The organism is Saccharicrinis sp. GN24d3 (assembly GCF_052400645.1).
Taxonomy (GTDB): domain Bacteria; phylum Bacteroidota; class Bacteroidia; order Bacteroidales; family Marinilabiliaceae; genus Saccharicrinis.
Genome location: NZ_JBQTGI010000001.1, coordinates 274,116 through 288,492, shown reverse-complemented (window position 1 = coordinate 288,492; position 14,377 = coordinate 274,116). Strand labels below are relative to the sequence as shown.

Here is a 14,377-nt window from a genome sequence, read left to right as displayed (position 1 = left end):
GGCAAACAAGTACAATTCTTCAACCTGCCTTATATATAACTTATCGTTTTGACAATACTTCTTTTTCGTAAGCTTGTATTTCAGCGATATAATCCTCACCTACAGCAACTCCTTCTTTCATACAGTAGTAATCCCATACCGCACCAAATGGCTTTGTTTTCAACTCCTCAAGAAGAGCCAGACGCTCAAAGTTCTGCTCGTTCTCTTCATATTTCACTAAAGTAGAAGTAGGTTCTAACATGGCTATCATAAATGCTTTTTGGGCAGCACGGGTACCTACCACATAAGCACCAATGCGGTTGATAGAAGCATCAAAAAAGTCAAGACCTACGTTTACTCTATCAATAAAGTCGTTACGTACAATTTCAGAAGCAATTAACTGCACCTCTTCGTTAAGCGTTACAACATGGTCAGAATCCCAACGGATTGGACGTGTTACGTGCAGCAATACTTCATCAACAAACTGAAGACAAGATGAAATCTTATCACCTACTACTTCTGTTGGATGGAAGTGACCGTTATCCAAACAGATCATTTTGTTGTTTTTGATGGCATATCCTAAATAATAATCGTGTGAACCAACAGTCATAGACTCAGCTCCAATTCCAAACACTTTACTTTCCACGGCATCCTTCATGTGTTCCTTAGGGAAATCTTGTGCCATTCCTTCGTCAAGCGACTTGGTTAATTGGGCACGCATTCCGTTACGATCGATTGGTGTATCTTTTGATCCATCGGGAATCCAGGTATTCAAAACACATGGAGTACCTAATTGCTTGCCTACTTCGGCAGCGATTTCGCGAGAACGTTTCAGGTGCTCTACCCAGAATTTACGAATTTCTTCGTTTTTAGAAGACAAAGTAAAACCGCTATCCGCTTTAGGGTGTGAGAAGAATGAACCGTTAAAGTCCATACCAATACCTTGCTCTTTACACCAATCTATCCATCCCTGAAACTGCTTCACGCTAATTTCATCACGATCAACCATACCTTCGGAGAAATCACCATATAAGGCATGTACGTTAACACGCTGTTTTCCCGGAAGCATGGACATCACTTTCTCCAGGTCAGCCATAATTTCAGCAGCATTACGGGCCTTACCGGGATAATTACCTGTAGCCTGAATACCACCGGAAAGCTGTCCATCCGGGTTCTCGGTTCCTGAAACATCATCCGTTTGCCAACAGTGGAGACTTATTTTAATGTCATTGATTTTCTTCAATACCGCTTCGGTATCTACTCCTAACGCTGCATACTGCTCTTTGGCCAACTCATAGGCCTTTGTAATCATTTCTTTACTTGCCATTTTATGTTGAATTATACTGTTTGTTTTAATTAAAATACTTTTACTAACGCACCAGAAAGATTGAATAATCATTCACCCCGCTCTTTTTAACAACTGATATAGTTCCGGCCATATCTCGTTATATCTCTTGATGTATTCCCCCTTCTGCCCTTGATTTAAGTGCATAATAAGGCCCCTCGATTTATTGGATACTTTTTAGTGGGCGAAATCGGTCTTGGCAATACCCATAATTATTACCGATAACAGGATCAGACCAATTCCGAGCAAAATCGTGGTTTTGGTTTTTTTAGAAACGCCTGCCCATTCCTTACGATAGAAACCCCAAAAGTTGGCTGTAAGGATAATTGTGGACATGTGTAATATCCATGAACTGGCGCCATTACCAATCTTTGTCTCTCCCATACCATAAAAGAAGAACTGCAAAAACCATGTTGTACCTGCCAATGCACAAAAAAGGTAATTCTTTAACAATGGAGTTTTGGTGTCGACAAAATCGCCACCCGTTTTATTTTTAAGAATCAGGGCAACTGTCCAAATGAGATTGGTTGTTAAACCACCCCAAAGGATTACCAAAAAGATAATATTGTTCTCAAACAAATATTTACCATCGCTTACAAAAGAGAAGTCATTAGTAACTGCTATTTCTCGAACGGCTTCACCCATCTCTTTTCCAGCATCTATTCCAAAGCTAAAAAAAGCACTCAATATGCCCGAAATCGCAGCAATTATTAAACCTGTAGTAAGTTTAAATTCACTGTTTACACCCTCTTTTACGTCTGCAAGTTCCTTATCTTTCATCAGGCCGGCCTTGCCACATAAAACAATCCCAACCATAAGTACAAGTATCCCGAGCAAAACGATTTGTCCACTGGTTGTTGAGAGCATATCGGTAAAAGAATCTCCTTCCGGCAGAATTTCGCCCAGACTACCTATATTACGGAGAATAGGTAAGCCCAGAGACCCTACCAACGATGTTATCCCCAGTAATACCGAATTACCCAAAGACATGCCCAAATAACGGATTCCCAAACCATAAGTCAGGCCGCCTATGCCCCACAATACACCTAAGATATAGGTAAGGCGAACTGTTGACGAGTCTGTGGCTGACAAAATATCCAGCCATCCGGGAGAAGTTAGTGCTGTTGCTATGTATGGCATTATTAACCACGAAAAAAGACCTCCTACTATCCAGTAAATTTCCCAACGCCATTTTTTTACAAGGTTATATGGCATATACCAGCTTCCTGATGACGCCCCACCCAATGAATGAAAAATAATTCCTAATAATGCTTGCATATTTTTGTTTTTAGTATAATAAAATGAATACTTTTATCTCTGTTTAAAAACTTATTTGATACAAAAATATATAGATACACACGCACTTACAATACACAAAATGGCGTTTGATTTGCACTTTTTGGACTAACAATGAAAGATTTTTTTAAATATATAACAGCCAGTGAAGAAGACAAAAATTGGGGCTTATATTTAAATGTTGCCGGAAAATCAACTATTCCTGCCGGAATTACCTACCCTTCGCCGGAACACCCAAGTGGGTATTACTTTACCTGGAATAATGGCCGTACTTTGCCAGAATACCAAATTAACTTTATAACAGAAGGATCAGGAGTGCTGGAAAACGAAAGAGGGAAATTTATCGTTAAAGCTGGTTCATTAATGATTATACGAAAAGATGAATGGCACAGATACAGACCTAACAAAAACCAGGGTTGGCTAGAACACTATATTGGTTTTGATGGAAAGCTGGCGCAACATTTTCTTCAGGAAAACCAAATCCTTCAAGGACAATCTGTTATCAACTGTGGTGTGCGTGAAGATTTTATTGATACCTATTATAAAATATTTGAACTCATTAAAAACGAGGATCCGGGCAACCAGCATATTGCGGCAGGTCTTATCATCAAATTGTTAGGTTATATAGTAGCCTGGCAAAAACAAAGAAACTTTACCGGCAGACCTATCGAGAAACTGATTCAGGAAGCACGTTTCCATATGCGCGAACATATTGAGGGAGAAGTAGACCTTCAAAGACTATCGGAAGAGAACTGTATAGGATACTCCTATTTTAGAAAGATGTTTAAAAAGTACACAGGCATCTCACCACATCAATATCACTTGGATTTAAAGATTATGAGAGCCAAAGAACTCATCCTTACTTCCGATAAAAACATAAAGGAAATAAGCTATGAACTGGGATTTCAGAGTATCCATTATTTCAGTCGTCTATTCAAGAAAAAAGTTGGACAAAATCCTACAGAATTGAGAGGTACCGTAATAAAAAAATAAAGGTTGCTAATCCGAAGACTAACAACCTCTCCATTAAATATATGTAGATGAAATTTTAGTAAACAAACTTGTAGGAACCCGATCCCAACGTCAACTTTAAAGCACCTGCTGATTCAGTGATATCTGTTTTAACCATTGTTTTAATGGGCTTTGAGTTAACCATTACCGGCTTCCCTTTGGCATTAGGCAAAGTCACAGTTCCTGTTGAATTAGCAGGAATAACAACTTCATAAATAAATTGCTCTCCTTTAATTTCCCAGGCTGATTTAGCTTCTCCGTACATGGTGTTAAGCTCATACATAACGTTTGTTAATCCACCACCTGGATGTGGGTGAAATAAAATATGTTTATATCCCGGATTATTTTCATCGATACTAATACCTGCTACGTAACTATACAACCATTCTCCAATGGCTCCATAAGCATAATGATTAAAGCTATTCATACCATCAATGATAGTACCATCTGGCTTTTGTGTATCCCAACGTTCCCAAATGGTTGTAGCCCCTTGCGTAACAGGATATAACCAACCCGGATACTCTTTACGGTTTAGCAACATAAAAGCCAAATCGTCGCGACCAATGGCAGACAAGCTACTATTTAATATGGGCGTTCCTAAAAAGCCAGTTGTTAAATGTTTGAACTTTTTCACATCCTCAGCAAAATAGTGAGCAGCTTTTTCTTTAAGTTCATCCGGGATTAAATCAAAAGTGATGGCTAAAGCATAAGCTGTTTGTGTATGCGAGACCAAACGACCATTAGGAGTGATATATTCCTTAGCAAAAGCAGCCTTTATCTTTTTTACTAATTCTTCGTACTCCTTTGCCTCTTCATTTTTTCCTAATACCCTTGCAATTTTAGCTAAAAGCGAAGTTGAATAACAATAATAAGCTGTCGCTACTAAATCAGTTTCGGTATAAGCCCCCGGATAGCCAGGTTTATCGGTATTATAACTCAACCAATCTCCCCATTGATGGCGTCTTTGGTTCCATATATAATCATCACCTGCATTTTTCTTGACATACTGAACCCAGGCTTTCATGCTTGAATATTGCTGCTCTAAAATACGCTTATCTCCATATGCTTTATAAACTGTCCAGGGCACAATAAGGGCTGCATCTGCCCAACCGGCACAACCTCCAAATTTATTATTCCACATATCAGGAATAATATTTGGAACTTCACCGTTCGGCTGCTGGTCTGCCGATAAATCTTTCAACCATTTGTCATAAAACGGAGCTACTCCAAAATTATAAGAAGCTGTCATACTAAAGGCCTGCGTATCACCTGTCCAACCCACACGCTCATCACGCTGAGGGCAATCCGTTGGAATATCCAAGAAATTATCCCTCTGCCCCCAAAGAATATTGCTTTGCAACTGGTTAATCAAAGGGTTAGAGCATGAGAAATTACCCGTTTGCTTCATATCAGAATGAATTACAATTCCTGTAACAGCATCCTTAGTTACCACACCCGGATAATCAACTAATTTTACAAAGCGGAAACCATGAAAAGTAAAATGAGGCTCATAAACCTCTTCACCTCCTCCCTTTAAGGTATAGGAATCTGTAGCCTCGGCGGAACGTAAGTTTTTAGTAAAGAAATTTCCCTCTTTATCCAACACCTCTGCAAACTGAAGCGTTACTTTGTCTCCTCTTTCACCATTTACTTTCAGACGAACCCATCCTACCATATTCTGACCCAGGTCAAGAACTGTTTCTCCTTTAGGCGTAGTAATTATTTCAATGGGTCTAAGTTCTTCAATAGCTCGAACCTGCAGACCATTTGATGCAACCAAAATATCTTTTGTATGATCAATAAGCTCTACTGTTTCCCAGTCATCATCATTAAACCCCCTGTCAGCCCAGCCATCCATTTCTTGGGTAGCATCGTATTTTTCACCATTGTATATGTCCGATTCCTGAATAGCCCCATACGAAACTTTCCAGTTTTCATCGGTGGTTATCAGTTCACTTGTTCCATCTTTGTAATTCACCTTTAACTGAACCAACAATGAAAGCTGGTCGCCATAATACGCTTTATCGCCATCCCATCCCAGATACCCACGATACCATCCATCACCCACCATCGCTCCAATGGCATTTTCTTTTTGAAGCATACCTGTGACCTCATAAACCTGATATTGCAAACGTTTTTTGTAACTGGTAAAACCCGGCGTAAATAATTGGTCGCCTACTTTTTTTCCGTTCAAAAACAATTGGTACAAACCCAAGGAGGTTACGTAAGCACGAGCAGAACTCACCTCTTTTGATGTTGAAAATTCATTTCTGTAATATTGAGCGGGAAGTGACTTACTTGACTTATTTTCATTTTTGGTTATCCATTTCGCTTTCCACTCATCAGATGACATAATGCCCATTTCCCAATAAGCAGGCCTACTCCAGTCACTCACTTTCCCGTTGTTATCCCAAACACGAACCTGCCAATAAACTCTTTGTGATGATTTTAATGCTGGACCTGCGTATTCAACACTTACCGATTCGTCACTTAAGACCTTGCCAGTGCTCCAGGTTATTTTATCTCCCTTAATAAGATTAGATTCACATTCAGCTACTCTTATTTCATAAGCAGACTGCGTTACATTTTGCTTATCCGAAAACATTTTCCAGCTAAGCCTGGGCTTTAACACATCTATCCCAATTGGATTAATGTGGTACTCACAAACTGTTTCACCCACTTTTACTTTGGCAGAAACAGATGTAACAAACATACCCAGCAAAATAGTTACAGCAAGCTCTTTTACAATATATTTCATTGTTAATATTTTTAAGACACTAAGTGCATTTTATAATCCTAATAACTAAAAAACAAACCACAGAATACGCTATGGATAGGTCAATAGGCTAACTATACGTATTCTGCGGTAATATCCAGACATATCAAATCATAGGGGCAACTAAGATATATAGTTCCAGACATTTTAACTTATTCGATTACCCTTAATTTTACTGTCTTTAAATCTTCTGTCCTTGATGAAGTACCTATCGAAATTGTAAAAGTACCGGGCTCAACTACTTTTTTCATGTCCTGCGTTAAAACAGCCAGATTTTCCGGGTTTAATTCAAACTCTACTGTTTTGGTTTCGCCTGGTTTAAGGTTGATACGTTCAAATCCTTTTAACATTTTAAGATAACGGCCTACAGAAGCATAGTCATCTCTCACATACATTTGGACTACTTCGTCACCTGCCCGTTTACCTGTATTGGTAACATCTACCGATACTGTTGTGGCATCACCTACCTTAATAGCCGACTTTACTAACCTTGGTGTTCCATACTCAAAAGTTGTATAACTCAATCCATAACCGAATGCGAATAATGGAGACTTATCACTAAATCGATATAACCCTTTACCCGAACCAATAAAATCAGGACGTTCCAGATATGTTACAGGTACCTGTCCAACCGAGCGAGGAAAAGACATTGTCAGTTTACCACCTGGGTTTACATCACCAAAAATAACATTGGCAACAGCATCACCTGCTCGCATACCTCCATACCATGTCTCAAGCACAGATGGGATATTTTCGGCGATGTAATTTATACTTAATGGACGACCATTGATTAAAACAACAATAACAGGTTTACCTGTTTTATGAATCAACTCTACCAATTCATTTTGAACGCCATACAAATCAAGATCAGAACGGTCTCCACCTTCACCGCACGTTTTATGAGAGCTACCCACAACTAAAACAACTGCATCCGACTTTTTTGCAGCAGATACAGCTGCAGAAAATCCTTCTTTTGAAAAACTATCAATATCGCAGCCTTTGGCGTAGTTTATTTTTACTTTTTTACCTACTTTTTTCTTTAAACCATCTAAAACTGAAACGTAGTATGGAGGTAATCCTGAATATCCTCCCAATAGTTTATAGGTTCCTTTTTTAGGTTTTTCTTCGTGGGCGTTAGGTCCAATAACAGCTAAAGATTTGATTTTTGATAGATCAAGAGGTAAGAGATTGTTATCATTTTTCAGCATGATAATAGATTTTTCCGCTATTTCCAATGCAAACTCACGATGTTCTTCACGACCAGCATTTACAGTTTCCTCGTCAATCTCTATTTGTTCTGTATCAAACAACCCTAATTTATATTTTGCGGTCAAAATACGTGATGTGGCTTTGTCGATATACTTCATTAATGAAGGATCCTGCTCTACCGTATCTTTCAATATATTTGAGTGATATGTTGCCAGTTCAACATTTTTACCAATTACCAGGTCCATATCTACACCCGCTTTTAATCCTAAGATAGCCGCTTTTGTTCTGGTTTCAGGAATAAAATGCATGGTCTCTAATCTACCTACATCATTATTATCAGAAACAATAAAACCGTCGAAACCAAGCTCATCTCGTAAGATATCCTTTAATAACCAGGTATTCATATGACATGGAACGCCGTTGAAGTCTTGATGACCCGGCATAACGGAACCTACCTGTGCTTCCTTTACAGCCGCCTCAAACGATGGAAGGTAAACCTCACGTAAACGACGCTCAGACATATCGCTAAATCCACCATTTATACCTCGGCGGTTTTCAGGATATCCGACAAAATGTTTGGCCGTTGCAATAACATGGTTTTCATCAAATTGCTCATCACCTGTACCTTGTAAACCCTGGATAAATGCAACTCCCATTCGTGAAACCAAATAAGGGTCTTCACCATAAGATTCTTCAACACGACCATAGCGAGCGTCTCCTGCATAAACATCCAAATTAGGAGAGTAACAATGAGTAACACCTAAAGCACGGGCTTCCAGCGCCGTTTGAGAAGCCATTTTTTTGATGAGCTCAGGTTCCCAAGTTGAAGCACAGGCTACGGCTTGCGGATAAACAGTAGTATTCCCATAATAGTCAAGAACAAGCCATAATCCATGTAATGCTTCTCCATATTTCATAACAGGAATGTCCAACCTGTCATTGGCAGGTGCATCCTGGGTCATCTCGGCTATTTTTTCTTCTAAGGTCATTTGGCTTAAAAGCTTCTCAACTTTAACTGCAATTTCTGCATCTTTTTTGCTCAACTGCTTTGTTTGCTTTTGTTGACATCCTGTGAATAGGATAACTGCCGTCAAAAAAATTATACCTTTTTTCATTGTTCTGTATTTAAATATTATTCAATCTCTATTTTATTAATCCACAAATAACTCATCTATATAGGGTCCACTTTGTCCTGTGGTCTCCAATCTTATACTATTGGCTCCCGATTTAAAATTGACAATGGTGTTCACAAACTTCCACTCTTTTTCCCAACCACCGGTTGCCTTAAACTCGAACGTTTTAACATATTCGTCATTGACAAATAATTTCATGGGGTGCAATTTTCCTATGTTGTTGTGCATGTACCTAAAGCGTATACTAAAATCACCGGCCTCACCATCATTTTCCTTGTACCAAGTAATAGCGCCATCCTGGCCATTAAAAACTACAAAGCCGCTACCTTTATAACGATGTGCATTATCACTAACTTTTATTTCACCTTCTAACAGCGCATCTTCCGCAGCAATATTTACACCTCTTCCTATCCACATATCAGCCGAATGTTCATCTCCCCAGAACAAACCCTCGTTTTCTCCAAAGACCTCTTCCATGGATAAAACCACCATGCCATTCTGCAGGACAATAGCTTTCACGGTAGTTCCATCCGAAACCTCAAAAGGAGATAGATATTTAATACCATTCGTTTTAGGGTCGGAACCATCAGTCGTGTATTTGATACTTAGTTCAGGAAAATCTGTATTACCTAAAACAGGAATTTGTTTTGCTTCTATCGCAATTTCATTGGATAGGTAAAGGTTTTTGTCTCCAAGTATGGAGGCGGTGATCACAGAAGCCTCAGTGCAATGATCATTTCCTTCCAGAAACAGCCTTGTTTTCCCAAAGAACATTTTCCTAAAATCGGATTTTGTACGACTCGTTGGGTCAATAGGATCCCCATTCTCCATGGAAACCTTTTGAATACCCCCTTGCAGACGATAGTATATTCTGTTTTCGGCATAGGGAAATAAGTTTCCTTCATTATCCAAACCCTCTGATGTTAAAATATAACTTGCAGGAAAACCGTCTTCGGCTTCTAGTGTTTGAACGGTATGGTTTAGTTTTGATGGTTGTTTACTTGTGTTTACCTCAAGGTGTTTTACTTCCTTTCCTTGGATATAGGCTACCGCTTCTAATTTCCCTTTCTCGTAAGGCACCATCCAATCGCACTGCATCTCATCCCACACGGTACCTGGCTTATCTTTGCCTAAGGACTTACCGTTTAAAAACAATTCTACTTCATCGGCATTGGAATAAACCCAAACAGGTATAATCGTACCTTTTTTCATGCGAGGGTGGGTCCAATGAGGAAGCATATGCAATACTGTTTCATTAGTCCACTGACTTTGATAGAAGTAATACAGATCTTTTTTTAAACCTGCCACATCCAGTGCTCCTCCCATAAATAAATTAAATGGTAAACCGCCATGAACCAAACCTGCCTCCCCGTAATAGTCAAACCCTGTCCAACGGAAATGACCACTGTGCCATGGATTATCACGCATCTGCTCCCAATTTTTTCGGGCACAAATCCGAACCGTCGCATTATCATACGAGGAATTAAAACGTTGTTTTCTGTTCTTCCATTTTTGGGGGTCGATACCTTCATAGAAGAAAATCTCCTTTTCCGTTAGATTTGGTAGAGGGTAAGTATTGGGCAATTCATTATCGCGCCACCATGTGTGGGTACGATAATATCCCCTGGTTTGCCAGGTATGTGGTGCTTCGGTAGAGATAAAAGGTTTATCGAAGCTTTTGTTTTCAATAAAAGATTGGTTCTCGGAACCTCCATTCACACCAATAATATCCATGTCTTCACTATTACCGGCGCCGGAAGTGTACAAGCGGGTATTATCAATGTTTCTGCTGAATTTTACCAACTCGGGCGCAATGTCGCTATGTGTTTCATTACCCAGGCTATATACAAAAATACTTGGATGGTTACGGTCTCTGGTAATCCACTCCTTGATGTCGCGTTGCCACCAGTCATTAAAAGCCTGCTTTCCATAATCCTGTGGGGCTTTTTTGTGCCAGCCATCAAAAATTTCGTCCATCACCAACAAACCAATTTCATCGCAAATATCGTAAAACATGGGAGGGGTTGGGTTATGAGAAGGGCGAATGGCATTCAACCCCATATCTTTTAAAAGTTGCAATTTCCAGCGCAGCATTGGTTTAGTCCAGGCTCCACCAACCGGGCCACCTTCCCAATGTTCGCAGGCTCCTTTTAGCTTAATATTCTCACCGTTTAACCAAAAACCGGTACTCTGCTCCCATTTAACGGTTCTGAACCCAAAATTTGTTTTCACCACATCAATCACTTTCTTGCCCACCATTACCTTCGTTTCCAGCACATATAAGGCAGGGGTTTCCGGACTCCATAACTGTGGTTTGCTCACATCCATTTTTAAGTCAAATGGTTTTGATGTATCAGAAACACTATGTTTGGCCTTTGCGATCACTCTGCCATCCGAAGAAAGAATGGAAGTTTTTAGGATTGTCTTTGGGGGCACTTTCCCCGAAACTGTTAACTTCACCTGAGCATTAACGCTACCCTTATCCTCTGATATTTCCGGTGTGGTTACGAAAATTCCGTTTGGCGAAATATGTAGTGGATTGACTTCAATCAGTTGAACAGGTGCATAAATTCCGCAAGGGTGATACCAGCGTGCAGAAGGTTCTAAACTGTTGTCCACTCTTACCGCAATGGTATTTTTACCTTCCTGTAAATATTCTGAAATATCGTAACGAAAACTAATATAACCGTACGGTCGCTTGCCTAAATGTTGTCCGTTTATCCATACCTCGCTGTTCATATATACGCCTTCAAAATTGACATAAGTAGTGCTTGAAAGGCTCTTGTTTTTTACCTGAAACGATTTTCGATACCAGCCAATTCCGCCATCATGGTAACCTCCACCCTGTCCCTGATCACCGCCTGTTCGCACTCCTTTTTCAAACGCCCAATCGTGCGGAACATCTAAAGGCGTCCAGCTTGCATCATTGAAGTTTTCTTTGGCAAAGTTTTCCTTATCCTCATCCAGGATAAACTTCCATTGCTTATTAAAATTCGTTGTTTTTCTTTGGCTATAACCTGTAAACACAGCCAAAACCAAACATAAGATTAAAATAAATTTGAATTTAGTTCGTGTCGTCATATGCTTAGTTAATTTCTTTTAATGCTTTATTATTCTCACCAGCAGTTAATTCATTTTTTCCAAAACTCAACTTACTCCCTTCACCAATGTATAAGCTAACCTGTACTTTGTCTCCTTTGCTTTGGGTACGAACAATTCCAAAGCAGCCGTCGAATTTCAGTTTTAATTTCTTATTAATGTAACTATCTTTTGCACTATCCTGGCAAATAATGTAATCTGTTATTATTTTATCTTTCACCTTTGAAACCACGATAGCCCCAACCACCTTATCGCCATTCATTAATGCTTCCACACTTTGAATACTCGATTCACATTCGGTTGAAGGCTCAAAAACAGCTATATAAGGTTTGTTCCATGCCTCACCTTGCTGACGAACAGCCAGCACCTGCGTTTTCTTATCAATATATCCATTACGGGCCTCGCGGCTAGGAGGAGCCAATGCCTTGGTATATTCACGTGTGACACCTGCTGGCATAAACATATGCATATATCTGTCGTCGTATTTTATATCGAAACGAACCTTAATGGCTTCTTTTGTTGGAGAAGAAACTTCCGTATTTTCAAAATATCGCCAGCCAGGAGAGTGGACAACATCACCTATATCGGTTTGGTATCTGTTGGTTTGTTTTAGATCCAGAACCTTACCATTTTTATTACTTAGTTGTGTTTTGTCTCCTAAATTGTGATAGATATAATCGTGAAATTTGTTTTCATCGTTAGACTTTGAACGAAACATATCGAAGTAATATCCGGTTGTTTCACTGGTACGGATGGTGCTTAAGGTACGTTGCTGGTCGCAATTATTCACTTCATCCTTTAGAAACTGAGTAGCAAAACTAAAATTTGCGCAAATTGGCTCTTCCAAATGTTTGGGCTCAGACGCTATATTTTTGACTGTATTTTGCCAAACATTGGCCATGCCTTTCCACGACCCTTCATCACGGCCATGTGATGTCCCGTTTACAATAACAGTATTATTACCAGCATAAAGCCTAAAATAATGCTCGTGCAACGGAATTTTACGTTCTTTTACCGAAGGAGGCAAACCTGCATTGGGAGCCATTACATAACCAGCTCCATACAATTCCATTGCAATACCCGTCAAATGAGAATGTACATAATGCGCTCCGCCAATTATTCCGCACAAACCGTAGGTTTCATTGTCCTTCTCCACGGCATTCCGTTGTAAAGCCACACCTGCATGCTCAACAATCACGGTGGGTTTATTAAAATCCATATCACTTTCTACCTCCTTTGGAACAGGAAGACCCCAAAATAATTCAAGTGCTTGGAAATTATTGAAAATTTGATTTGGTGTTATACGTGGATGATAGCCTCCCTGAGCTTTATATGATAGCTGCAGTGCGAGTTCTGCTTTTTGTTGTAATTCAGCATAACCTTTTCTTTCTGCGATGCTTAAGGTATACCTGTATAGATCAGCCGTATTATCATTATTTCGTTTTGAATCCCCATATCGGACAAATTTTCTGTCTGGATTTCTTAAATAATCAAAAAGGAAATTACCTTCGAAAACATGCATATAGTCAGCAGTCACATCCATTTCTGGCTTAACTCTATCAACAATATTTAATACCATGGTAATTATGGGCATAAAACTATAACTTAATGACTCCGGCCATATACCCTGATCGGAGAACATCGGTAAAATGGTATGCTTAAATGAGTTTTGATGCCATGTTCCTGTTTCCCAAAACACATTAAACAAACGTTCGCGTTCCATGTCATCTTCAACACAAAGAATTCCGAACAAAACACCCGTTGCAGTTAAAATAGGATGGTTTGAAATGAACTTACCATGGCGATCCGGCTTACCATACTCTTGTAATACATTACCCACAATATTGGTCATTGCTTTTTGCGCTTTAACCTGATCAAACAATACATAAGCATTAGTTGCTTTATTGTATACTTTAAGGTCTGGCTTCTTCAAATAATTCCAAATGAAATCATAGGTCAGCGCAAAAGGCCCATAAGTAGTCCTGGCATCATAAAATGCAAAACCACAAATCGAAGTTGTTTGCGGGGTTCTTGGGGCTATTTCATCAACGTATGCCGCTAAAATATCTGCCGCAAATTGTGCATATTTTTCATCCTCGGTTATATAATAAAGCATCCCTGCTTTAGCGGCTAAAGACAATATTCTATTATGCCCCTGGGCAAATGGTGCCGCCTGAGACTCCGCATTCTGATGATCATTCTTTGCAAAAACAGGAATTTCTCCTAAAATAGCTCCCGGATCAGCCTGATGGATTTTTATGTGCGGATCCACTTGCGTGTGCAATTGGCAAGCGATACTTTTTGCCCAGTCGTATTTTTCTATTTTACTTAAAACTTCCTCTCGCTCATCAACCGTTGTATATATCACTGGATGCTTTAAAGACTGTGCATTTATTAATGCACTGCATAAGGCTAAAAAGATTAAAGCAAATATTTTAATATATTGAAAATTCATAAATAATATCTTGTAATTACTTTATTGTTGTTTTCTACTGACTGCCAAGTTTCTGTTCTTCCATAAAACTTAAT

7 protein-coding genes are annotated in these 14,377 nt (G+C 39.3%); 1 reads left to right on the top strand and 6 read right to left on the bottom strand.

From position 1 onward, the window contains the following. Positions 1-40: 40 nt before the first annotated feature. Together ACT29I_RS00910 and ACT29I_RS00905 are read right to left on the bottom strand one after the other, a co-directional pair. The gene (locus ACT29I_RS00910) at positions 41-1,306 is read right to left on the bottom strand and encodes an L-rhamnose isomerase (protein ID WP_444792500.1); all 1,266 of its coding nucleotides are present in this window, start codon (positions 1,304-1,306) and stop codon (positions 41-43) included. Between the two features lie 195 nt (positions 1,307-1,501). Then, the gene (locus tag ACT29I_RS00905) at positions 1,502-2,602 is read right to left on the bottom strand and encodes an L-rhamnose/proton symporter RhaT (protein WP_430932627.1); all 1,101 of its coding nucleotides are present in this window, start codon (positions 2,600-2,602) and stop codon (positions 1,502-1,504) included. A 132-nt stretch (positions 2,603-2,734) separates the two neighbouring features. Here ACT29I_RS00905 and ACT29I_RS00900 point away from each other — a divergent pair, with 132 nt between their 5' ends. Beyond that, on the top strand, positions 2,735-3,613 hold the full coding sequence (locus ACT29I_RS00900; protein ID WP_430932626.1) for an AraC family transcriptional regulator: 879 nt from the start codon (positions 2,735-2,737) through the stop codon (positions 3,611-3,613). A gap of 55 nt (positions 3,614-3,668) precedes the next feature. Here ACT29I_RS00900 and ACT29I_RS00895 read toward each other — a convergent pair whose 3' ends face one another. The 4 genes from ACT29I_RS00895 to ACT29I_RS00880 all read right to left on the bottom strand — a co-directional run bounded on the left by ACT29I_RS00895 (position 3,669) and on the right by ACT29I_RS00880 (position 14,303). Next, a complete protein-coding gene (locus tag ACT29I_RS00895; protein ID WP_430932625.1) occupies positions 3,669-6,389 on the bottom strand; it encodes an alpha-L-rhamnosidase in 2,721 nt (906 codons plus the stop codon). 170 nt (positions 6,390-6,559) lie between these two features. After that, complete coding sequence (locus tag ACT29I_RS00890; protein WP_444792499.1) at positions 6,560-8,731, bottom strand: beta-xylosidase; 2,172 nt, start codon at positions 8,729-8,731, stop codon at positions 6,560-6,562. A 36-nt stretch (positions 8,732-8,767) separates the two neighbouring features. Continuing rightward, positions 8,768-11,830 (bottom strand): sugar-binding domain-containing protein, encoded by a 3,063-nt coding sequence (locus tag ACT29I_RS00885; protein ID WP_444792498.1) that lies wholly within the window; start codon positions 11,828-11,830, stop codon positions 8,768-8,770. 4 nt (positions 11,831-11,834) lie between these two features. Beyond that, the gene (locus tag ACT29I_RS00880; protein ID WP_444792497.1) at positions 11,835-14,303 is read right to left on the bottom strand and encodes a hypothetical protein; all 2,469 of its coding nucleotides are present in this window, start codon (positions 14,301-14,303) and stop codon (positions 11,835-11,837) included. Positions 14,304-14,377 lie beyond the last annotated feature (74 nt).